Origin of the sequence: Silvania sp., from assembly GCF_051656365.1 — a bacterium.
Lineage (GTDB): Bacteria > Pseudomonadota > Gammaproteobacteria > Enterobacterales > Enterobacteriaceae > Enterobacter > Enterobacter hatchlandensis.
Genome location: NZ_JBOGBT010000081.1, coordinates 1 through 23,610, shown reverse-complemented (window position 1 = coordinate 23,610; position 23,610 = coordinate 1). Strand labels below are relative to the sequence as shown.

General features: G+C 54.6%; 18 protein-coding genes. 7 read left to right on the top strand and 11 right to left on the bottom strand.

Translation table 11 applies throughout. From position 1 onward, the window contains the following. From ACRDD5_RS15320 to ACRDD5_RS15305, 4 genes are all read left to right on the top strand, one after another. The coding region (locus ACRDD5_RS15320) for a carbohydrate porin (protein WP_438677216.1) at positions 1-1,042 on the top strand (1,042 nt) is incomplete at its 5' end. Between the two features lie 67 nt (positions 1,043-1,109). Then, positions 1,110-2,480, top strand: coding sequence for a sucrose-specific PTS transporter subunit IIBC (locus ACRDD5_RS15315; RefSeq protein WP_271281104.1), 1,371 nt, complete (start codon positions 1,110-1,112; stop codon positions 2,478-2,480). Continuing rightward, a complete protein-coding gene (locus tag ACRDD5_RS15310) occupies positions 2,480-3,889 on the top strand; it encodes a sucrose-6-phosphate hydrolase (protein ID WP_438677215.1) in 1,410 nt (469 codons plus the stop codon). The genes ACRDD5_RS15315 and ACRDD5_RS15310 overlap by 1 nt, the downstream gene beginning before the upstream one ends. Before the next feature lie 28 nt (positions 3,890-3,917). After that, positions 3,918-4,934: a LacI family DNA-binding transcriptional regulator gene (locus ACRDD5_RS15305; RefSeq protein WP_271281102.1), complete on the top strand. Its 1,017-nt coding sequence runs from the start codon at positions 3,918-3,920 to the stop codon at positions 4,932-4,934. 6 nt (positions 4,935-4,940) lie between these two features. Here ACRDD5_RS15305 and ACRDD5_RS15300 read toward each other — a convergent pair whose 3' ends face one another. The 9 genes from ACRDD5_RS15300 to ACRDD5_RS15260 form a co-directional block, all read right to left on the bottom strand. Then, positions 4,941-6,464: an EAL domain-containing protein gene (locus ACRDD5_RS15300; protein WP_438677214.1), complete on the bottom strand. Its 1,524-nt coding sequence runs from the start codon at positions 6,462-6,464 to the stop codon at positions 4,941-4,943. Positions 6,465-7,100: 636 nt separating this feature from the next. Next, positions 7,101-8,093: a hypothetical protein gene (locus ACRDD5_RS15295; protein ID WP_418939595.1), complete on the bottom strand. Its 993-nt coding sequence runs from the start codon at positions 8,091-8,093 to the stop codon at positions 7,101-7,103. A 279-nt stretch (positions 8,094-8,372) separates the two neighbouring features. After that, positions 8,373-8,870 carry a poly-beta-1,6-N-acetyl-D-glucosamine biosynthesis protein PgaD gene (pgaD, locus tag ACRDD5_RS15290; protein ID WP_438677213.1) on the bottom strand — a complete coding sequence of 166 codons (498 nt, stop codon included), beginning with the start codon at positions 8,868-8,870 and terminating at the stop codon, positions 8,373-8,375. Then, entirely contained in the window at positions 8,867-10,201 is a 1,335-nt protein-coding gene (gene pgaC / locus ACRDD5_RS15285) for a poly-beta-1,6-N-acetyl-D-glucosamine synthase (protein ID WP_271281097.1), read from the bottom strand. Before pgaC ends, pgaD begins: the two co-directional genes overlap by 4 nt. Continuing rightward, positions 10,198-12,213, bottom strand: a complete 2,016-nt coding sequence (gene pgaB / locus ACRDD5_RS15280; RefSeq protein WP_438677212.1) for a poly-beta-1,6-N-acetyl-D-glucosamine N-deacetylase PgaB — start codon at positions 12,211-12,213, stop codon at positions 10,198-10,200. Before pgaB ends, pgaC begins: the two co-directional genes overlap by 4 nt. Before the next feature lie 9 nt (positions 12,214-12,222). Next, entirely contained in the window at positions 12,223-14,682 is a 2,460-nt protein-coding gene (gene pgaA, locus ACRDD5_RS15275) for a poly-beta-1,6 N-acetyl-D-glucosamine export porin PgaA (protein ID WP_438677211.1), read from the bottom strand. Between the two features lie 586 nt (positions 14,683-15,268). Continuing rightward, positions 15,269-16,573 (bottom strand): MFS transporter, encoded by a 1,305-nt coding sequence (locus ACRDD5_RS15270; protein WP_438677210.1) that lies wholly within the window; start codon positions 16,571-16,573, stop codon positions 15,269-15,271. A 22-nt stretch (positions 16,574-16,595) separates the two neighbouring features. Continuing rightward, positions 16,596-17,684, bottom strand: coding sequence for a M14 family metallopeptidase (locus tag ACRDD5_RS15265; RefSeq protein WP_438677209.1), 1,089 nt, complete (start codon positions 17,682-17,684; stop codon positions 16,596-16,598). Next, positions 17,650-18,477 carry a gamma-glutamyl-gamma-aminobutyrate hydrolase family protein gene (locus tag ACRDD5_RS15260; protein WP_438677208.1) on the bottom strand — a complete coding sequence of 276 codons (828 nt, stop codon included), beginning with the start codon at positions 18,475-18,477 and terminating at the stop codon, positions 17,650-17,652. The genes ACRDD5_RS15265 and ACRDD5_RS15260 overlap by 35 nt, the downstream gene beginning before the upstream one ends. Positions 18,478-18,585: 108 nt before the next feature. On the opposite strand from ACRDD5_RS15260, the gene ACRDD5_RS15255 reads away from it, so the two are divergent. Then, positions 18,586-19,524: a LysR family transcriptional regulator gene (locus ACRDD5_RS15255; protein ID WP_438677207.1), complete on the top strand. Its 939-nt coding sequence runs from the start codon at positions 18,586-18,588 to the stop codon at positions 19,522-19,524. 4 nt (positions 19,525-19,528) lie between these two features. On the opposite strand, the gene ACRDD5_RS15250 is transcribed toward ACRDD5_RS15255, so the two are convergent. Continuing rightward, positions 19,529-20,839: a type II toxin-antitoxin system HipA family toxin gene (locus ACRDD5_RS15250; protein WP_438677206.1), complete on the bottom strand. Its 1,311-nt coding sequence runs from the start codon at positions 20,837-20,839 to the stop codon at positions 19,529-19,531. Between the two features lie 3 nt (positions 20,840-20,842). Continuing rightward, the gene (locus ACRDD5_RS15245; protein ID WP_271281089.1) at positions 20,843-21,094 is read right to left on the bottom strand and encodes a helix-turn-helix domain-containing protein; all 252 of its coding nucleotides are present in this window, start codon (positions 21,092-21,094) and stop codon (positions 20,843-20,845) included. Positions 21,095-21,368: 274 nt separating this feature from the next. Between ACRDD5_RS15245 and ACRDD5_RS15240 the strand changes: the two genes are divergently transcribed. Both ACRDD5_RS15240 and iaaH read left to right on the top strand, forming a co-directional pair. After that, complete coding sequence (locus ACRDD5_RS15240; RefSeq protein WP_438677205.1) at positions 21,369-22,076, top strand: response regulator transcription factor; 708 nt, start codon at positions 21,369-21,371, stop codon at positions 22,074-22,076. Between the two features lie 81 nt (positions 22,077-22,157). Then, positions 22,158-23,609, top strand: coding sequence for an indoleacetamide hydrolase (gene iaaH / locus ACRDD5_RS15235; protein ID WP_438677204.1), 1,452 nt, complete (start codon positions 22,158-22,160; stop codon positions 23,607-23,609). Position 23,610 lies beyond the last annotated feature (1 nt).

Here is a 23,610-nt window from a genome sequence, read left to right as displayed (position 1 = left end):
TAAGGCGATGCTCGCCGATGGTCAAAAAACCTATAACGACTGGTCAGCAGACTCCAGCGACCTGAATATTCGCCAGGCGTTTGCAGAGTTGGGCAGCTTGCCCGATTTTAGCGGACCGCTGAAGAGCAGCACCTTCTGGGCCGGTAAGCGTTTCGACCGTGACAACTTCGATATCCACTGGCTCGATTCTGATGTTGTGTTCCTGGCCGGGACCGGGGGCGGGGTCTATGACGTGAAATGGGACGACGATTTCCGCAGCAATTTCGCTATTTACGGGCGCAACTTCGGCAGCGAAGAGGAGATCGACAACAACGTTCAAAACTACATTTTGAGCATGAATCACTTTGCCGGTCCACTGCAGGTGATGGTGAGCGGCATGCGCGCAAAGGACAACGAAGACCGTCAGGATGCCAACGGCGATGCGATCAAAACCGATGCCGCTAACAACGGCGTCCATGCGCTGGTGGGCTTGCACAACGACAGCTTCTACGGCCTGCGTGAAGGTTCTGCCAAAACGGCATTACTGTACGGTCACGGCCTGGGCGCAGAAGTGAAAAGCATCGGTTCCGACGGGGCGTTGCTGTCAGAAGCCGATACCTGGCGTTTCGCCAGTTACGGTGTCACGCCACTCGGCGGCGGCTGGCATATCGCGCCTGCGCTGCTGGCGCAGAGCAGCAAAGATCGTTATGTCAAAGGCGACAGCTACGAGTGGGTCACCCTCAACACGCGGTTGATTAAGGAAGTGACGCAGAACTTCGCCCTTGCCTTTGAGGGTAGCTATCAATACATGGATCTGAATCCGGAAGGCTACAAGGACCGCAACGCGGTGAACGGGAGCTTCTACAAACTGACGTTTGCCCCGACGTTAAAAGCGGGCAAGATCGGCGATTTCTTCAGCCGTCCGGAATTACGGTTGTACGCCACATGGATGGACTGGAGCAGCAAACTGGATAACTACGCCAGCGATGATGCCTTTGGCAGCAGCGGCTTCAACGCAGGTGGGGAATGGAACTTTGGGGTACAGATGGAAACCTGGTTTTAACCCTTCACGCTCCCGCCTGGCGGGGGCGTCACTGTCATCATAAAAATAAGTTCAGGTAGAGGTGTTTATGGATTTCGATAATATTGCCCGCGCGCTGATTCCGCTGCTGGGTGGAAAAGAGAACATTGCCAGCGCGGCGCACTGTGCCACGCGTTTACGTCTGGTACTGGTTGACGATGCGCTGGCCGATCAGCAGGCGGTAGGCCAGGTCGAAGGGGTCAAAGGGTGTTTTCGCAACGCGGGTCAAATGCAGATTATTTTCGGCACCGGCGTTGTTAATAAAGTCTATGCTGCCTTTATTCAGGCCGCGGGAATAGGTGAATCCACCAAGTCTGAAGCTGCCGACATTGCGGCGCGCAAGCTGAATCCGTTCCAGCGTATCGCACGCCTGCTGTCGAATATTTTCGTGCCGATTATCCCTGCTATCGTCGCATCGGGTCTGTTGATGGGCCTGCTGGGGATGGTAAAAACGTACGGTTGGGTGAATGCCGATAACGCGATCTACATCATGCTCGACATGTGCAGTTCCGCAGCGTTTATTATTTTGCCGATCCTGATTGGTTTTACCGCCGCCCGCGAATTTGGCGGTAACCCGTACCTGGGGGCGACGCTGGGCGGGATTCTGACGCATCCGGCGTTGACCAACGCCTGGGGCGTGGCGTCGGGTTTCCATACCATGAACTTTTTTGGTCTCGACATTGCCATGATCGGCTATCAGGGGACGGTATTCCCGGTGCTGTTAGCGGTATGGTTTATGAGCCATGTCGAAAAACAACTTCGCCGGGTGATCCCCGACGCGCTGGACCTGATCCTGACACCGTTTTTCACCGTTATTATTTCCGGTTTTATTGCGTTGCTGATTATTGGCCCGGCGGGTCGCGCACTGGGCGACGGTATCTCGTTGGTATTAAGCACCTTGATTGAGCATGCGGGTTGGCTGGCAGGACTGTTATTCGGTGGTCTGTACTCGGTGATAGTGATTACCGGTATTCACCACAGCTTCCACGCTATCGAAGCCGGATTGCTGGGCAATCCGTCGATTGGGGTTAACTTCCTGCTGCCGATTTGGGCGATGGCGAACGTCGCGCAAGGGGGGGCGTGTCTGGCCGTATGGTTCAAAACCAAAGATGTGAAGATTAAAGCGATTACCTTGCCGTCTGCATTTTCCGCCATGCTGGGGATCACCGAGGCAGCCATCTTCGGTATTAACCTGCGCTTTGTGAAGCCGTTTATCGCGGCGCTGATTGGCGGTGCAGCGGGCGGAGCCTGGGTCGTTTCAGTGCATGTGTATATGACGGCCGTGGGACTGACGGCGATCCCCGGCATGGCGATTGTGCAGGCGAACTCGCTGCTGAACTATATCATCGGCATGGTCATTGCCTTTGGCGTCGCCTTTGCCCTCTCTTTACTGCTGAAGTACAAAACGGACTCTGAATAATGACGATGCCTTCTCGCTGGCCTGCGGTACTGCAGGCCGTTATGAAAGGCCAACCGCAGGCGTTGGCTGACGATGATTATCCCCGGTGGCATCTGGCACCGGTTACGGGATTGATGAACGATCCCAACGGGTTTATCTGGTTTGCCGGGCGTTACCACCTTTTCTATCAGTGGAATCCGCTGGGATGCGATCATCGCTATAAATGCTGGGGCCACTGGAGTTCGGCTGATTTAGTGCAATGGCAGCATGAACCCATGGCACTGATGCCTGATGAAGCGTATGACCGTAACGGCTGCTACTCTGGCAGCGCCGTGGATGACCAAGGTGTATTAACGCTGTGCTACACCGGTAACGTCAAATTCGATGACGGTAGTCGCACCGCATGGCAATGTCTGGCGGTACAAAACGAGACCGGAGGTTTTGATAAGCTCGGTCCCGTTCTCGCCTTGCCGGAAGGGTACACTGGTCATGTGCGCGACCCAAAAGTGTGGCAGCACGAGGGTCACTGGTACATGGTGTTGGGCGCACAGGATTTACAAAAGCGCGGCAAGGTTCTGCTGTACCAGTCTGCTGATTTGCGCAGCTGGCAGCCTCGCGGTGAAATAGCGGGTCATGGCGTAAACGGCCTGCAAAACGCGGGCTACATGTGGGAATGTCCGGATCTGTTCGAGCTGGACGGTACGCACGTGCTGATCTGCTGTCCGCAGGGGCTCGCGCGCGAGCCACACCGCTATCTCAATACCTATCCTGCGACCTGGATGCACGGTGATTTTCGTTATGACCCGGCCACCTTTACGCATGGCGAGCTGCAAGAGCTGGATGCCGGGTTTGAGTTTTATGCCCCACAAACGACATTAGCGGCTGATGGACGTCGGATCCTGATTGGCTGGATGGGCGTCCCGGACGGGGAGGAGATGTTACAGCCAACGCGCGAAAATGGCTGGATCCATCAGATGACTTGTCCGCGAGAGTTGCACTTCCGCGAGGGGAAACTGTGGCAAACGCCGGTTCAGGAGTTGCAACAGCTACGCCAGACAGAACACAGCTGGCAAGGATCTGCAGACAATGCGCCGCTGCTGGACGCAACGCGCCTTGAGTTTGAGCTTAGAGCGGACGCACCGGTTAAGGTGAACCTCGCCAACACGCTGTGGCTCAGCCTGGATGAAAAGGGGATAAGGCTGGAACGAAAAAGCCTGCACAACGACGATATGTTGACGCGTTACTGGCAGGGGAAAGTCACCTCTCTGCGCGTGCTGTGCGACAGCTCCAGCGTGGAAATTTTCATCAATGAAGGCGAGGGCGTTATGAGCAGTCGCTATTTCCCGCACCATCCGGCGCAAATAGGCTTCGAAGGTGCGTCAGCCATCACATTACGCTACTGGTCGCTTCGCGCCAGCATGGTAGAATGAGGGTTTTGGCAGCCGGATCTAAGTCGTTGTGAGAAAAACAAAACGCATCACTATTAAAGACGTAGCAGAACTGGCGGGCGTATCGAAAGCGACCGCCAGTCTGGTTTTGAATGGTCGCAGCAAAGAATTACGTGTCGCGGAAGAGACCCGCGACCGCGTGCTGGCCATTGCCAAACAGCATCACTATCAGCCCAGCATTCATGCGCGATCGCTGCGGGATAACCGTAGCCATACCATTGGACTGGTCGTGCCAGAAATCACCAACTACGGCTTTGCTGATTTTTCTCATGAGCTGGAGACGCTGTGCCGCGAAGCCGGCGTCCAGTTGCTTATCTCCTGTACGGATGAAAATCCGGGACAAGAAACCGTGGTGGTGAACAATATGGTTTCCCGCCAGGTCGATGGCCTGATTGTGGCCTCAAGCATGTTGAATGATACCGACTACCAAAAACTCAGCGAACAGCTGCCCATCGTGCTGTTTGACAGGCATATGAACGACAGCTCGTTACCGCAGGTCATTACTGACTCCATAACCCCAACCAAAGCGCTCGTCGCCGACATTGCTCGCCAGCATCCGGATGAAATCTATTTCCTGGGTGGACAGCCGCGACTTTCACCCACGCGCGACCGTTTAGAGGGATTTAAACAGGGGTTAGAGCAGGCCGGAGTCACATTGCGCCCGGAATGGATTGTTCATGGGAACTATCATCCAAGTTCCGGCTACGAGATGTTCGCTGCGCTGTGCGCACAGCTGGGTCGTCCACCTAAGGCCGTTTTCACTGCCGCTTGTGGGTTACTTGAAGGGGTGTTGCGTTACATGGGTCAACACAATCTGTTGCAAAGCGATATGCGACTGGCTAGTTTTGACGATCACTACCTGTACGATTCCCTGGCCATCCCCATTGATACCATCCGCCAGGATAATCGCCAACTGGCGTGGCACTGCTTTGATTTAATCGGCAAGTTGATTGAGGGCGACGTCCCGGAACCGCTGCAACGCAAGCTGGATGCGACGCTGCAGCGGCGGTATAAACCGGCAGGATGATAAGGGTTACTCAACCCTTACTCTGACGTTCGGTTTGGATAACAGAATCTTGATCAGCTCCGTAAAGGGGACGGGTTTGTAGAAGTAGTAGCCCTGCAGAAAGGTAATGTTATTGCGGTTGAGATAATCCAGTTGCTCCTGCGTTTCCACGCCTTCGGCCACGATGCTAATCGAGAGTTTGCGCGCCAGGTCCAGCACCGAGTCCAGAATTCGGGTCGAGTCTTCATGCGCATTGACCCGGCCAACAAAACTTTGGTCAATCTTGATGTAATCGATATGCAAATCATACAGATATGAGAGACCCGAGTATCCGGTACCAAAATCATCCAGCGCAATGGCAAAGCCGTTTTCATGCAGTCGGTTCAGGGTCTGGACGAGATGGTCGTTGATATCCAACGGCTCACGCTCCGTGAGCTCAATAACCAGGTTTAAATCGTGCCGGGTAAAACTGTCTTTATATTTTAAGCACTCTTCCACGAAGGTGGGGGTACAAATATGAGACGCGCTATAGTTAATCCCCACATGAAATCCCTCCGGCAGCTTGCTAGCAATAAGGTTCATATTTGCCGCCACTTGCGCCATCAGGCTTTGCGTGAGTGGCACAATTAACCCTGACTTTTCTGCGAGCGGGATAAACGACGCCGGAGAAATGTAGCCTGCCTGCGGATGCTTCCATCTGGCCAGCACTTCCACACCGCGCAATGTGCCGGCTTTGCCGTTTACGATCGGCTGATAAAAAGGGACGATCTCATTTCTGGCAATCGCTCTACGCAATGACTCTTCCGGCAGGGTATTTTTATTCAGGTACTTATGCAGAATATAGGCAGCCAGGCAGGACATCAGCAGTAAAAAAAATAACACGGCTCCGGCCTGGTTAATTAACCTCTGCAGGCTAAAAAATGGGGGAGGGGTGAACTCGATGCGGTAGGGATAATCTGTGGCCTGAACGTGTCCAGTGGGATGTTCCGTGTCTTTTACCATCATCGCGTCGCCGGTTATCCCGATAACGTTATTTCCCACTCTTAATGAATACCGGACATCTTTTAGCGGGATATTCAGGGCATCCTGTAGATGGTGGTCGCTGATGGTGACCACCATCCGACTTTCTTCGACGTTCGTTTGATATAGCAGAACGGGACGTTCATTGACCGAGCTTCTGGCAGGCACCAGCAGCAACTGCGAATCCGGTAACGCAGAAACATTCACCAGCAATACACGGTTACCCGGAAGGGACGAACACCAGGCCTTTCCCTGTCTGAGAATGATGATAGTTCTGAGATGGGGTTGAAGGGCCGCCTCGATACCCAACTGATACTGTTCATCCAGCTCACAGCCTTTCGCAGCAATCTTCATTGCCGTGCGGGTGGCAAGCCGCGCTTCATCAAGGATCGCATTGATATTTTTTATTGCATACCTGGCCCCCGTAAAGCTGTCGGCGCGCGCAGAGTACCAGAGCTGTGTACTTAAAATAAAAACACCCAACACAAACATGGCCACAGCAACAGCGATGGGAATAAGTGCATTGCGCATTTACGCATCCTGGGTATGAGAGAGCCGATAGTGCTGGCAGCATCAGAAGTGACTGATTCTATAGTTATAAAAAGCATGGTCGACAAAATTAAAAATAACCATGCTGGTGGGTAAATTTTTTGTTTAAAACAGCAGACGGTCGGATTTATTTAATCATGCTGGAGGCTATTAACGACCAGGGTCATCATGACTGAAAAATGCTGGATTCTGCCTGGCCTCATGTTGGTGCGCATAATGTATATTATGTTAAATACGATCCGGGTTAACGACGCAGGTATATCAAGACACTTCTAACCTTAATCACTCCTCCTCCTTCACCGCTCTGTGCACAACCTACTTCTTACCTCAGCATAAAAAACCCAGCGCGTTGGCCGGGCCTCCTGTTAAACCATTTTCATAGATTGCCGTTCAGCGGCTTTCACTACGGCCATAAACGCTTTGACCCCTGGATCTGTGTCTGGTGACAGCATGCGCATGATTGATTTTGAGTTACGCCCTACCTCATCAGAAATGGCAGGAAAACCGCACGTTACTTTAATGATTCAGGGATGATGACATTCGGCATTAAAAATCATGACTCCGTGAGAACCCTTCTCCTGCATTCTCACGGAGCGATAAGACATAGCATCTTAATCACTAAACCTGATGCGTTGTCACAACCACCTTGTGTTGACGATGGTAACCGGCAGCGCCTGTCGCGCCAGCAACGATAGCCATAACCACCAACATGAAGAAACTAAACCAGCTGGCCTTCGCGGCGGCGGCGGCGGCTTTCTCGCCCGCTTCCCGCGCTTTTTGTTCGGCCTGTTTTTTCAGCTCTTCATATTTCTGACGGGCAACCTGATAATTTTTCTGCGCCTGATCGACCATCTGCTCCGCTTCGGCATCACTCTTGCCGGTTCTGGCCATGATGATGTTTTTCAGCGCCTGACGATCGGCTGCTTCAAAGGTGGCACTGTTTCGGTCCGTTAATCCTTTAATAAACCGGGTGACATCCCCGCCTTGATTCATGTTTTGTTGCGCCATGTTCGCTTCATTGCTCGCATTCTGTTCAAGCGCTTCGGGTTGTAATTCTGGCTTACCTGTCTGTCTTAACGTTAATTCCAGTTGATTCTGGAAATCGTCAAGGTTGATATTATTTTCCGCTAACTTTTCCTTCGCCATTTGCGTGACGGAAGGTGCAACGGCTTTAATACTGCTGCCGACGGTTTGCATTCCTGAACCAACCACACTAATAGCACCACTGGTCGCATTATTGGCAAGCATGATTAAAAATGCGGTACAAATAAGCGTGTTCACACCAAAAACTAATACCCCATGTAATGAACCGTGACGGTGGGCCAGCCAGCCGCTGACATATCCTCCGACGGCGGCAGAGATAATCATACTGACTCCGATCCAGATGGCGGCCCCGGTGGCTAAGCCCTCAAGAGGACGCTCTTCCTGCAAAGGGTCTACCGTGGTCGCCCCGATTGCCGAACCTAAAATCATTAATAACAGATAAACAACGATGGATATTACAACGCCTGCAAATACCGCGCTCCATGAGATTCTCTTATGGATCAGCGGATTAATCGCCGGGTAAAGCGGATCGACTCTTCTCTCTTCAACATGTTGATAATTAGTCATTTTAATCTCCACTGTTTTCAGTATTATCAGGATAATAAAATAGGTTAATGATTTGTTAAAACTAACCATCAACATTAATAATAGCCCTTGCTGAATTTAATGATTGCTTATATTGCCAAGGAGAGGTTTAAGCGGCTTCGTTTAAACGAAGCGCCAGGCGAGAAGGCGTGAATATATTATTTTCAGGAAAGATGAAGTAATGAGAAGTGAGATATCGATAGCAAAGCGCTGCTCACCTGCCCGGCTCCGTGGGCAGCGCTTTGCTCAACGTTGTTATGGCTACATAACAACCCGGTGATGGTCATGGGCGAATAACGAATCCAGCCTGATGACATTTTCCGGCAGCAACACATCGTCCTGCGCCGGCCCGACGCCTTCAATATGGTCGATGTCGCCCTTGTCATCGTGATAAACCGTCATCACCCTGGCCTCGCTCAGCTGGTGAGTCAGGTTCTCAGAGATGTGCAGGCTGGTTGCCAGTTCAGGCTCTTCCAGCCCTGCTTTACGGCGGCGGCGCTCTATGCGGAAGCGATACTGGTTATATTTTGCCCAGCCGATCAGCACCAGGCCATTGAACAATGCAACTACTGTATAAATAGTCAGTGCGTCGAGCGTAATGAAGAAAGGTCTTATCTCCGTCTGATGGGAACGGTCCAGTGCTAAGGCCAGGCCGTTATAAATCAGCCAGATAAAGACACCCCAGGCGAGCAGCGTGAGCGCAACATCGACCAGCCTGGGCATTCGACGACGTTCGGTAAAGATCAGCGGTTGATTCATGATTTGATTCTCCCAATACCACGGTCAGGACTGACCCAGCGAGCTCTGCCGCGCTGGCGCATCAGCATGACTTTCGGGAATGCGACAAGGGTTGTAAACAAGCTCAGCACCCAATACACCACCGGGAACCAGATTATCCAGAACAGTGAGGCGGTAATGCCCTTCTCATAGCGCCGTTCGATCAGCAGGCTGACCAGGAACTGCAGAAGGCACACCACGCCCAACATCAGTCCGGTAAAGCCCGGTGGGAACAGATGGTGAACGTACAGGCTTTCAGGCATCGGCAGTATCAGCCCCATCAGGAACAGCAGAATGCTGATTGCGTAAGAAAAAGCCCAGACGGTCGACAGGCAAAACTCGGCAAACAGCGGCCACATCCGGCGATATTCCCAGGCCCACAGGCGGCGCATATTGACGATAAACACTTCAGCGCCGCCCTGCGCCCAGCGAAGACGCTGCTTCCAGAGTCCTTTAAGCGTTTCCGGCATCAGGATCCAGCACAGCGCGCGCGGTTCAAAGAATACCGACCAGTGCCGGAGCTGCAGCTTCCAGCTGATATCAATGTCCTCGGTGATCATGTCCGGGCTCCAGTACCCGACTTCCGCCAGCGCCCGGCGGCGAAACGCCGCAATGACGCCGGAGACGGTAAACACCTGGCCGTACACGCGCTGGGTGCGTTTGATAAGGCCAATGATCGAACTGAACTCGCCAACCTGCACCCGGCCAATCAGGGTCGAACGGGTCCGAACCCGTGGGTTCCCGGTTACGGCACCCACGCGTGGGAACTGCAACAGCGGCGCCACCATATAGGCTGCGGCGTCACGATCCAGTAACGCATCCCCGTCGATACAAACCAGAAAATCACTGCGTGCCGCGCCTGCACCGGTTTTCAACGCCACAGCTTTGCCCTGATTTTCTGCCAGATGAATTACCCGTAGCCGCGGGTATTCGCTCGCCAGTTGGTTCAGTACCTCGCCGGTGTTATCTTTTGAACCGTCGTTAATGGCGATCACTTCAATGTTTTCATAGCGCTGCGCAAGCGCCGCTTCGATGGTCTCCCTGGCGTTATCTCCTTCGTTATAGCAAGGGATCAGGATCGAAATCAGCGGCGATCCCTCCAGCACCGGCGGAGGCGTGTCTTTCCCCCACTTCCAGTGACGTTCACGGTAGAACCAGAAGTAAAGCCCGCCGCTCATCCACAGGGCAGACATAAACAGTGGCCATAAGAAAATAAAGTTCAGCATCACTTCGCCGGTAAAGATGACCGCCACGCTCAGAGGCAGGCTGAACATCAGGCAAAGGATGAGGAAAGCGACAATGCGATCGGTCATTTTTGCGGATACCAGAATGAGGAGAATGTCGATCGAACCTCTGACATCTCAGGTTTATCGTTGATGAAATCATCGGGGTAATAGCCGTAGTTGACCGCCCCGCTCAGCTTCAGCTGACGCATCCAGTCGGCCAGCTGTGTACCGCTGATTTCACTTTGCCCTTCGGGTTGTCGCCAGTCGCGCGCCTGCAGCTCGAACACGGTCTTGTCCAGTGCGCCAGGATGTTGGGCAACGGCATTGACCAGTTTATCGAGCCAGGCATTGGACTCATCAAGTGGCACTTTCTCCATCAATGGCATCGCCATTGGAGCCGTCCAGTTATAGGTGCCAAGGAAATCGGAGAGGTTCTGCGCAAACCACGCCTCGCTCTCCGGCTCCAGTACCGGCATGGCATAAATGTTGCGCGCCGTTTTCACCTGCGGGCCGCGAATCGCCTGCGTGGCCCGGGTGAGCTGGAGAGTAAAGTCGATCAGGGCGCGGCTCTTGAACCGCGTCCAGCGTTCAAACATCTGGGGGTTATCGCGAATCTTCCCGATGTCGCCCGGGAACCCGGCGGCCCGGTAAGCAGCCAGCGCATCCGGCGAGGCATCTTCAAAGTCAGTCAGGAAGGCATCATCGTGGAACAAGATCCCTTTAAAGCTGGCGTGCGTTGCCAGGTCCTGGTAGATCTCGGTGATACGTTTACGCGCCTCGGCGTTCCAGGGAGAAAGACGTATATATTGCTGTTTATCAACGGCGCTGCGGTGGGTGTCCGGATCCCATTTCATGACGCGCGGGATGGAACCATCAAGATCGAATGCCAGCACCGGCATCCAGGCGAAAACCTCCACGCCGGCACGGGTCTGCAGCTGCCAGGCAAGATAGTTAAACAGGTCGGCGCGCATCGGCAGCCAGCGGTTAGGGAAGTACAGCTCGCGGATGTTGCCGTCACCTTTCGGATCGGCGTAGGCCTGCAGGAAAACATGTGAGATACGCATGTCATAAACACGCTGGATCAGCTTGTCGATATTTCTGCGCTGCTGATCCGGGTTCTTATCGTAAACATAATCGAGGTCGACGTGCATCACCCGCATCGTGCGCGGCTCACGTACCTGTGCCACCTGGGCGGCAAAGCGCTGGAGTGACGGGTTGTCGGAGATCAAAATACGCGGCACATCGTCCAGATTGGCGGCGTTAGCCAGTCCCTCGTTCAGGGTGAACGCCATCTGATAGCCGTGCTCTTTCGCGATCTGCCAGGTGGTTCCGCTCGCGGCACCATAAGGCCATACCCAGGCGCGCGGTGCTTTGCCGGTGACCTCGGTGATCTTTTGCGTAATCAGATCCAGATCGGTATTAATGCGCTGATTGAACTGCGCGTCCGTTTCATACTGTTTGGTGGCTTTATTGTAGAGGTGGTTGGCGACGGCTGGCTGCTGACTGCCCTGTGGGTTAGCCGTGCTGCCGTAATGTGAAGCCCAGGTATGGGCGCCAATTTCAACCAGCGGCGAGTCCCCCATCTCCTTAACCATTTGCCAGGTGGCAAATTTATCGCGCGGCGTCATCAAGCCGCCAAAGTTGACAGGCTTGCCGGGCGGTGAGTCCACCCAGCTCCCGACCGGCGCCCACAGCGCAGGCCAGTTGTAGGATTTCAGCAGCGGCCAGACCCGGGTGTAAAAGCTGCTGTAACCATCATCGAAGGTCAGCAGGACGGCTTTCTCTGGCAGCACGATTTTGCCGTCGTGCGCATCGAGGATTTGCTGCACGCTCACCGGGTGATAGCCGTTGTCGCGCAGCCAGGCCATCTGATCGTTCAGTGCGCTGGTGCGCACCGACAGATAGCGCTGGTCGGCCGCATTATCCTCCACATCGTGATAGCCGATCACCAGAAAACTGTTTTTCGGCCAGGCGTGATCGGCGGTCAGTGGGGCCCTGTCCGCCGGGGGATCATAGCGCGGCGTGTTCGCCCCACCGCAGGCGGTGATCAGTATCCATCCGGCGATGAGCAAGGTCGAGCGCAGCCCTTTCTTTAACATAGTCGGCCCCTAAAACCTGACGTTCAAATCGAAAGCGATGGCGATGTTCCGCTCTCGCTTGCCATCGTAGGGACGTTTATCCCAGGTCAACATCAACCCGCCGTCCACCACATGATTCCACTGAATACGCTGTCCGTACCCCAGCTGGGTGACCACACCCGTTCCGTGATCCTGCTGCCAGTAGCTGCCGACCCCCGCGGTAAGCTGTTGCGTCCAGACTGTGTCATACAGGCGATACAGAACATGTTCCGCACTCAGCCCCGGCACGAAGGTAAAATCCTGTTTCGGGTTGTAATACAGCACGTCTTCTTTGCTGTTAACGCTGCCGCTGATTGCCGGGATGAAATCCAGGGTAAAGCGCGGTTTGGTCCACAGACGCTCTTTGCCGCTCAGACCGTATTCAATACGGTCGTTGCCATCGGAGAAATGCGATCCAGCAAAAGAGAGCTGGTATTCGCGCCGCTCGTTCTGATACCAGCGAATGTATCCGTCTCCGCCATTGGCGCTGACGTTATTGCGCAGAGCACGCAGAGGTGTGCTGCGCGCCAGCCGCTCGGCCGAGGCCCCTACCCGCCAGTTGTCATTAAAGTCATGCCAGCCCGACAGACGCCCACCAATCTTTTGCCCGTCGCCGTAGTTGCGGCCGGAGATTTCCATTTCGGCCCAGTAATCACGTGAGGTCCATTCGGCACCAGCCGCCAGATCGCGACTGATCCCCTTCCCTTCTTCGAACTCGCCGGTGGCAAAGTTGAAGCCGGTAAACAGGCGCCAGTTATCATTAATCGGCGGGCTGTAAATCGCCGAATTTAAGGTGAAGTCGTGTTTACCGCTGACCGGACTGTCGGACGAAATACCCTGATAACCATTGATCCGCAGTTCGGCCATTTTGTGGACGTCACGAATACGCGCCAGCCGCAGCGTTGAGGTGTCGTCCGGGCTACGGGCGATAACGTCGTCGGTCAGCTCATCCGCCTGCTTCCACTCCTGCAGATCCAGAGCGACATAGGCCTGCTGGCGCTCCAGCTCAAGGTTGCTTGGCTCCAGCACTTCGGCAAGTTTCAGTTCGACTTCGGCTTTGCGCGGCAGTCCTCTCGCCTCCAGTACCGAGGCATAGGTGATGCGCAGTCCCTGGCTTCCGGAGCCGGTGCGCGCTAAATGCTCGGCCTGTTTTTCGGCGGCAGGCAGATTGTTGGTGGCGATGTAATACTGGCTGAGCATCATCTGGCCGGTCAGCCAGTTGTCGTTTGGCTGCAGCGTCGGGGAACCATAAATGCGCCGCAGATAGGGACTCTTCTTGATGTAATCATCGACCTGGAGTTTAGCCGCTTCGAAGTTCTCATTATCGATGCGGGCGAAAAACAGCTCCTGCTCATCTTCCGGGCTAAGCGGCGTCTGGGGAAGCGGCCCGGTTGGATAATAAATGCTCATCAGCAGTGCTTCGGCTTTTGCGGGCTGCTGTTGATTCAGGTAGGCGGTGGCGACCCAGCGTTTAGCGTAGGAAGGCACCGGCGCTTGCGCATCCAGTGCCTCGTATTCGGCAATCGCCTCAGCGTTACGCTTGCGGATAACCAGCGCGCCAATGCGATCGGTTCGGGCGCGGCGGATATCCTCCTGCGCGTCCGGTAGCGTTTTCCACGCCGCAAGCAATTTATCGTAGCGTTCCAGAGCCCGGTCGGCCACGATAAAACGCTCCGCTTCGTTACGCGTTGGTGTGTAGGCCGAGCGCACAATTTGCGCAGCGGCATCCAGTTCCAGACGGCGTTTCATCGGGTCAGAATCGGTAAGATTATCCGAGAGCTGAAGCGCCGGGCCGGATATACGGTTGGCTGCCAGTACCCCGATCATGGTGGATTTTGCGCTTTTATTTTGCGGATCCCCCACCTGCGCCTGGCTTGCCGCGAGCAAAGCATCCCAGTTCTTCCCTTGCGCCTGATACACATAAGCAACCAGCGCATCGCGATCGGGGCCCGGTTCCTGCTGCTGCCATTTTGTGGCTTCGGTTAATGCCTCTTCGTTGCGCCGGGCGTTGGCCAAAGTCATTATCCAACCGGTACGCGCGTCGGCATTTTCGGGTTCGGCGAGTAATACGTTTTCCCAGACCGTCAGCGACTGATCCCATTTTTGCTCGTTGCGCAGCACGCGAGCCACCGCAACCTGCCCGCGGGCGGGAATGTCTACTTGCCCACGATATCGCTGCCAGACCCTGAGCGTTTCCTGATCGTTATTCGCCCAGCTTGAGACCTGTAGCCAGTCGGCCACCTGCTCAGCGGTCAGCGCTTTTTGCGCTTCCTGAGCCTGAAAATAATTCAGCAACGGTTTAGTGTTACCGGCTCGGGCTTCCATCACCAGAGCGTCATACTCTTCTGTGTCAGCCAGAGCCTGCACAGGAAAAAGAACGGCGGCGGTACAAATGCAGCCCACCAACCTGATGTTATTTATCGTTTTTGTCGACCGACGAATGCTGAACATAGCTTTTTTATATCCTTATGCCAGAGCAGGAGTAAGCTGTATCATTCAATGTGTTTCTTCATGATTCTTTAATAAATAAAGCATCAGAACTTAACGGTGATAAATATAGTTATAAATCTGACGCCTTTGTATTATTGACAACGCAATAAAACGTATATTTATAGGTCTGGAAAATTAACGCCTTTAAAAATCTAACACTGGTTTCCAAAATATTCCAGGAAACGCCCGCAGGTAATGTGCTAAAAATAATTTGTCGTCAGTTTTTTCTCATACTTCTGGGATTCAATGCTGCGTAACGGGGGGGTAACAGATAGAAAATAACGCCCGGACAAAATTTTTTGATGTCAATATGCGTTAAGTTATTGATAGTTTGGGTTTTTAAGTTAACGCCCTTCCATTTGGCATTGCCAGGTGAAAACGCCTTATTACTTCCGTGAGGTTGAGTTTCCTCGGGAATATTAGATTATCAGACTCATTAATTTATGCCTGAGGAAAGGGTGATGTGTTTTCAGGGATGGGAGGTCAGACCACGGAAGTCTGGCGTAATGGCCTTTAGCTGACCATCACGCCGGTTTACACAATGCAGTCAGGTCAGTCTGGACTGGGTTTTTATCGCGGGTTGACGCGATTCAGGTAACAGTGACATTGCGCACAAACTTATTGCGGTGGCAAACAGCACGTAATAGGCAGGCGCGACAGGATGATTCGTCCAGGCCAGTAACGCCGTTAAAATAAAATGCGTACTCCCGCCAAATAATGCCGACCCAACCGCGTAAATTAACGATGTGCCGGTACTGCGAAACTGCGAGGGAAGCATCTCCGGCACCACCACCAGTAATGCGGTTGTCGGGAAGGTAATCAGTGTCGATACCACAAAGGTTACCGTGAGCAGTCGTGCAGCGTCCGGAGCGTCATGCAGCCATGAGAACAGTGGGATCACCACCACGCTCAATACTAACACCGGCAGGATCAGCACTTTCTTGCGGCCGTACTTATCACACAGCCTTCCTGCGATCAGCGCTCCGAAAAAGGAGATCAGTCCGGCAATCAGGATACTGGTCTGCGCAATGCCCGGATGCAGATGCAGCACCTTAATGGCGTATGAGGTCATGTAGTTGATCAGCTGAGACGTCACGCTCACCACCATCATGATGCCCAGCCCAACCAGCAACAAGCTGCGGTGTTCACGCCACATACTTTTCAGCAGATGCAGGGTGTTCTCCTCTTTTTTGACCGACTCAGGCAGCGTTTCCGGCAAATGACGACGAATATAAATGGTCAGCGGCACCATCAACAGGCTGAAGACAAACGGCAGACGCCATCCCCAGCTTTGCAGGCTCTCCGCTGACATCGAGGTGGTGATGATCACCCCAAATAGCCCGCCAACCGTGACGGCAATCCCCTGGCTGGCGATTTGCCAACAGGCGTAACGCCCCCGTTTATTCGCGGGTGCCGCTTCAATCAACAGCGATGCCGCAGGCCCCACCTCACCGCCCAGAGCAATGCCCTGAACCAGACGGCACAGCACAATAATCACCGGGGCCGCCATGCCAATGGTGGCGTAACCTGGGGTGGCAGCAATACCCAGCGTGCCCAGCGTAATCAGCGTGACGGTCAGAATCATCGCCGGTTTACGTCCTACGCGGTCAGCATAGCTGCCGATAAACAGCGCCCCCAGAGGACGAGTGAAAAAACCCACCCCGAAGGTCGCGGTAGCCACCAGTAAACTGCCGTATTCCCCGGTGATCGGGAAAAATGTCTGGCCGATGTACACTGCAAAATAGGCGTAAATCACGAAGTCATACACTTCAAAAGCATTGCCAGCAACCGCCGCGGCAATGACCCGCCAGTGAACGGGCTGCGTAACAGGATTTTCGGTAATGTGGCTCATGCTGCTCTCCAGGCGTTCGTTATTATGGGTGGCGATTAATGCCTGCTACCGCTTGCTGGAATACCCGTTTCCCCTGTGTCCAAATTTCGTTTTGCCACCAGGGGTCCTGGGGATTAAATGCATCCTTCAGGCTTTGCCGAATTGCCGCAGACTGCCGTGGGTCCTCGCTTCCATAACGGGTGAGCCAGTGTGCGCCGCGCATAGCCAGCACGGTCTGCATTTGCGGGTAGGTGCCGTACTCCAGACAGATGTTGGTCTGTTCCGCCTGTTCACATTCGCGGAACAGCGCAGCCTGAATAGGCCCGGTCAATGGTACGCTGGTTGAAGTGCCGGTATTAACTGAGGTGATGGTATCGCCCCACCAGTCGCGGGCGCGTAATAAGGATGCATCTTCGTATTCACAGCCAAAAATGCGTTCACCGTAGCCATAAGGACCGAGCCCGGTGTGAATATCCAGCGAACCTATCCGCTGGCAGCGGGTGGCATAGTGCTGCAAAATGGTGCGGAAGGTCTCGTTGCTCCAGGTAGGTTTTTCGCCACCGTAATGCAAGCCATCGGGGAAGCGGTATTGTCCCAGACTTACTGCGCACTGGTAGCCTTTATCGCCCCAGACTTTTGCCATGCCGCGAAGCTTTTCTTCACTGTCTGCCGGTGGTGGCCAGCTGGCGGGCAACAGTAAATCGTGAATGTTGGCATAGCGCTCATTCACCGGCAGGGTTGCGGAAAAGTCGATAAAATTACGGTTAAGGTCGACATTCTCCTGGGTGGTGCGATGCGACCACGAAAATCCCCACGGGTTAATGGCATGCACATGCAGAACTGCTGTATTGCTGGCCTCCAGTGGTCCCATCTCCAGCAGTCCGCGCTGGATGGCCGAGCCGGGATACCCTTCTACGCCGTGCACGCCGCTGATAGTTATGATCAGATTCGCGGCATCCTTCGGCCCGTCCAGCACCACGTCCGTTGCCAGCGTTTCACCGTCGTGCCCCGGCATATCGAGGATATAGCTGTCGACGGGCAACCGGCGAGACTCTGCAGCGGCCAGGAACGCCCTTCTTGCCTCGGCATAGTTATGGCTAAACAGAGATGGCGCAGTGAGCTTCGAATTCATTGTTATTCTCTCCAGAAAGTAAGCGGGATTGCTGGCGTTGTCGGCAGGCATCGCCGTAACGAGTGAAAATCTGTCGTGCAAACGGGCTGTGGCAGAGGGACATTTCCGGGTGCCATTGCAGCCCCAGTAAAAAACCGGGGGCATCCGGAGCGGTAAAGGCTTCAACCAGCCCGTCCGGCGCGCGTGCTTCAGTGTGTAATCCCTTCCCCAGTGTCTCTACGCCCTGATGGTGCAGTGAATTGACCCTCGGGGTGGTCGTATCGGCCAGCGAGGCCAGCAGCCCGCCGGGTGTGAGCTCGACGATATGGCGGTCTTCGTACCAGCACGTTAGCGGGCGATCGTGATCCCCTTCCCGATGATCCAGCGCGTCAGGACGTTCATGCACGGCGCGGTTTAAGGTTCCGCCGAAAAAGACGTTCAGTTCCTGAAAGCCCCGACAGATAGCCAGCAGGGGGATCCCCTGCGCAATCAGTTGGGGCAACAAGGCAAAAACCGTTGCGTCGCGATACTCATCTTTCAGCGTGTGTTCGGGCAGCGGCTCAGCACCATAGCGTTCAGCAGCCACATTCGACGGGCTGCCGGGCAGCATCACGCCATCTACCGTTGCCAGAAGTGTGGACAAATCCAGCATCTCCGGGCTGACCGGCATCAGCAGGGGCATTACATCTGCCGACTCATGCAACGCGCGGAGATAGGTCTCCGGTACGGCATGCACCGGATGCTCGAAATAGCGAATTCGATCGCAGATCACCGCCACAACCGGCCGGGGTAAAACAGAGGGTACTTTTCGCATCATCATCTCCTGCTGAACAAACTTTATCTAAATGTTACTTATTTGTTTTAATTTCGTGAATTGCAGATTAATGTCGAATTTCATGCATAAAGTGCAAGTGGAGCCCTTATGAATACCCGTCAGTTGCAACACTTTATTGCCCTGATAGAGAACGCCTCTCTGAGCGCCGCAGCAGAAGCCGTGCATTTGAGTCAGCCAGCCTTGTCGCGCAGTATTCGCGCCCTGGAAGAGCAGCTGAACGTGCCGTTGTTCACCCGGACCGACCGCCGCCTGCGCCCGACGCCGTATGCGCTGGCCTGGGAAGCCACAGCGAGACGGATGCTGATGAATGAGAATGAGGGAAAACGGCTTTTACAGAGGATGCAGACCGGGGAATCGGGGCGCGTCGCGCTGGGGATGGGCTCCTCCCTGATGGATGAACTTATTTGTCCTTTACTGGATACGATGCTGCGCGATCTACCGGAGGTGCAGGTGAAATTCAGCGTGGATACCTCTGCCCCGCTGCTGAATATGCTACGCAGCCGACAAATTGACCTGTTCGTTGGGGATGCAAGTATTGCGCGCTATCAACAAGATCTGGTGGTTGAAAGTCTCTTTACCTGCGGTTTTGCCTGGTACGCCAGCAGTCAGCATCCGCTGGCGCAGACAAAAAACAGTGATATCGCGATGCTGAAAGCGTGGCCAATGGTGATTGCAGCCGGATACTTTGATCCCGCCATCATCGAGCATATGGAAACGCTGTACGGTTTTACTTCGGGGCTTTATGAACATTTTGGCGTGTTGAGTAATGATTTTCAGCTCGTGCATCACCTGATGCGCTCCAGCAACGCGATACTTATCGCTACCGATATTTCGATGCTTGAAGCGCTGGCGGCAGGCACGGTGGTGAAGCTGCACGTCACGCCACCGCTTGCCATCACCCTGACGCTGGGCATTTTACGTTTAACCGACCGCGAACTCCCGCCCGTCTGCGAACGCGTGATGACATTGATACGTGAGCGGTTCCGGTTGGCGGAAATCCGCCGGACGCAGATAACCGGCAGGTAAGTTCCTACGCCGTCCCGCGCAGGATCCGCGCCGCCTGGCTTGCTAAACCGCTGAAAATAGCCTCGCGGACAGGCGTCGGGAAGTCCGCTGGCAGTTCTGCCGTGACCTGAGCGATCACCTCTTCAGTTCGGTTGGCCATCTCCTGCATCGCGCGCTCAGCCAGCTCCGGTGAAAACCCTGCATGCGCTGCGGTGCTGATAAAATGCCGCGGCTGGATCATGGCGAAATGGTATTGCCGGTTTTTGCCCTGCAGGGCCATCGCCATTTTGGCTTTTCTGGCCTGAATCCCGCCGTCCGTAAACAGCGGAAAGGCTGAGATGACATCGTATAACGGCGTCATTCGGAACGAGGAGTCAGCCTCAATAAACAGGCTGAAATTCTTCCCGTGACCGTCGATGGCGGCTAGCATCCAGAAGAGGATCTGCGATTTAAAAAACATCTCGCGATCCTGGGCCGCCAGCCGTGAACCGAGCAGCAACTTCATGGCATCCGCGATCCCCGGCCCGCCATGTGATTCATATTTCAGCGCCGGAGAGACGCCCAGTGCCTGACAGAAATCCTCCTGCGGCAGGCGCATCAGCCAGCCGCTTCGGGCCCACCGACGATCGAACCGCTCGACAACCAGCACTTTTGTTTGCCCAAAGCGCGCCATTTCGGTAGGGGCGACGGGAAAGCCAAACGCTTTCGCAATGCGCATACACAGCCACTCGTTCTCGCAGCTCTCGCTCAGGTCGATATTGTTCTGTTCGATTCTGCCGATCGGCAGCTTGAAAATATGGCTGGTCGGGGTACTGCCCTGGGGCCGTTGCCAGCGGTTCTGATACCACAGCAGGGCCGTTTTCTCCTGGGCACCGGCCAGCGAAATACGAAAATCAGCCCCCTCTTCCGTCATCCCTAATGGCGACATCTGATAGCCCTTCAGGATCGATTCGATCTGCTGTTCGTCCAGCGGTTCGGCGACAATCTCCATTACCGAGGGAATGTCCAGTCCGGGTGGGTAAAGCTGTATGGCACCGACGCAGTCGCGTCCGACGCTGGCGAGCAGATCGAAAGGATGGGCAGTTTCAATCTGGAACCGGGCCTGCATTCGGGCAAGAATGGCTTCTGAATCGGGCAGTAGATTGCTAAAGAAATTGTAGACCTGCTTGCCTCTTATTCGGCTGTGCTGCAGAGGCAGCGACAGAGAGATGGCGCGCGAACCGGGTTCGGATAACCACCCGGGCGTATACTGAAATGACATCGCCCCGCTGCTATCCCGGTATAGCGTGCCCACCACCTCGCCATTCATGGCCACCGTCAGACTTTGTGCACGCATTGCTTACCACTCCTTAGTCCAGGTTTTGCCTTCCGGCAGCGTCGACCCGCGTTTCACCACGTGCAGTTCCAGATCCAGCGCCGAGAGGATTTTGAACAAGGTTTCCAGCTTGGTCGATTCCGGCTTGTTCTCGAAATCCGATACCGTAGTTTGTTTAATGCCTACCTGTTCAGCCGTCGCGGTTTGCGTTAACTTATTGACTTTGCGCTGGTCGCGTACCGCCTGAGCCAGTGCGTCTGCTGATGTCACTTTCATGGTTATCCCCTGTGGCGGATAAATTGAGGTCATCCCCTACAGGGGATAAAATCAGAATAACCGCTATAGGGGTTAAATTCAAATTATCCGCTACAGCGGTTAAAAATTCCCTTTATTCTCTGTAAAGCGATGTACTGAGGCACGGAGTTCAGGTGTGTTATTTAAAGAGGGTTACGATGTATGTTGTAACTAATATTATTTACTTAAGATAACTGGCACCGATAGCACTCTGTCCTACACTCACATCCAGAATTCCACTTTGCGGGCACAGGGAATGTATAGCACTGATGATTTGAACAACCACGAACTCAACCTGTTCTCTCATATCCTGTGGCAGTTGGGTTCCGGGCAGGACAGCCATGCTTTACGTCGCGAGACGCTGGAGAATGTTTGTAGCCTGCTGAAGGCCGATTTTGCCGCCTCGTGCATCTGGTCCCCCGCTACGGGTACCTCTCATAAAGGCGTGAGCTGGAACATTGACGACAAGGCGATGCAAGAACATGCCAGCACCTGGCAATATGTCGATCCCATTACCCCGCTGCTGCGGGCAAAACAGCGGCCGACTCTGGTCGATGACGTGATGCCTTCCAGCGCGCTAAAACAGACCGCGTTTTATCACGATTTCCTCAAGCCCTGCGGTATGCATCATGGGATTAACGTCTACTTTTTACGGGACGGCGAAGATGTCGGTGACCTGCGGATCTGGCGGGCGAAAGGTGCACCGGCATTCGGCTCGCGGGAATTACGTCTTCTGCAATTGCTGGAACCCTGGTTTACGCGGGCGTTACCCAAACAGACCCGCTCCCCGTTAACCGCCCGTGAGCAGGAGGTCGTCAATCTGGTTTGCAAAGGACTGGGCGATAAAGAGGTCGCCAGGCTGCTGAATATCAGTTTCACCACCGTTCGCACGCACCTGAAGCATGCGTTAAGCAAACTGCACTGCGCAAACCGTACCGAGCTGGCCTCCCGCCTGAAGCATTAGCCCATCCTCATTCCTGAGGATGGCGCGCGATTGCCCGATCTGCCTAAATAATCCGGATAATCACTGTCTGGAAATAGCGCAATGAAAATAATAAATCCGTCAGACCTCGCAAACACCGTTCCTGATTTATCCACCCTTAGCGCCGCCGACGCAGCCGTGCTCATTTACGAACAAAAGATATCGAGCGAACAGCTCGTGTGCGCCTGTTTATCCCGTATAGAAGCCCAGGAGCACCTGAATGCATTTATTACGGTCAACGCCGCACAGGCACTGGCGCAGGCCAAAGCCTGGGATAAATACCTCGCCGGGGGCGGCGAGCCCTTACCGCTCGGCGGTGTGCCCATCGCCGTAAAAGACAACATTCACGTGGCCGGATTACCCAATACTGCGGGCACCCTGGCCTTGAAAAATTTTATCCCCACAGCCTCCGCGCCGGTGATCCAGAAACTTATCGACGCAGGCGCCATTATTATTGGCAAAAGCAATATGCATGAGCTTGCCTTTGGCGTCACCGGCTATAACGGGGCGTATCATATGCCAGGCGTCAAAGGAGTACGCAATGCCCGTAACCCGAGCCGTATAGCCGGCGGGTCGTCGTCGGGCAGCGCGGTGGCGGTGGCCACTAGCATGGTTCCCGTCGCTATCGGCACCGATACCGGGGCATCGGTTCGCCAGCCCTGCGCCCTGAACGGCTGCGTGGGGTTTCGCCCTACCACCGGACGCTATCCTCAGACGGGCATCACCCCCATCTCACACACGCGGGACACCGCAGGTCCAATGGCGCGCAGCGTCGGCGATATCTCCCTGCTCGACCGTCTGATTACCGGTTCTGCCGTGCTACCCCCCAAACCAGCAAACCGTATCCGATTAGGGATTGCGCACTATTTCTGGCAAGCGCTGGATGACGATGTCAGCCAGCAGGCCCATGCCGCGCTGGCTATGCTTCGCGATGCCGGGATTACCCTGGTAAACGTCGAGATGCCCGAGCTTGAGCAGGCCAATGCCGCCGTCTCGTTCCCGGTGGTGATGCATGAAGGTAAGCATGATTTGATTAAGTATCTGCAGGAACAGGATCTGCCACTCACGCTTGCCGACGTGGTGCAGCAGATCGCCAGTCCGGACGTGCGGGCCATTTTTGAACACGGGATTATTCCGGGGCTGATCCCGGACAATAACGGCCAGCCTGCCCCACTGCCACCCCTGTATGACCAGGCTATTTCGCAGGGCATTGCCCGCCTGCTGGCAATCTATGAGCACACGTTCCGCGAAAATGAGCTTGATGGGCTTATCTTCCCCACTTCACCTGTGGTCGCCCCGTTGGCCAACGATGAGGTCAGTTCGGCCGAGAACTTTGCCCGGCTGATCCGCAATGTGGATCCAGGAAGTAATGCCCGTCTGCCGGGGCTGTCGCTGCCGATTGGCAATGGCCCCACCAGCCAACTGCCGGTAGGGATTGAGATTGACGGGTTACCCGGTAGCGATGCGCAGATCCTGGCTATTGGGGCTACGCTTGAGCAGATCCTGAAACAGTAAT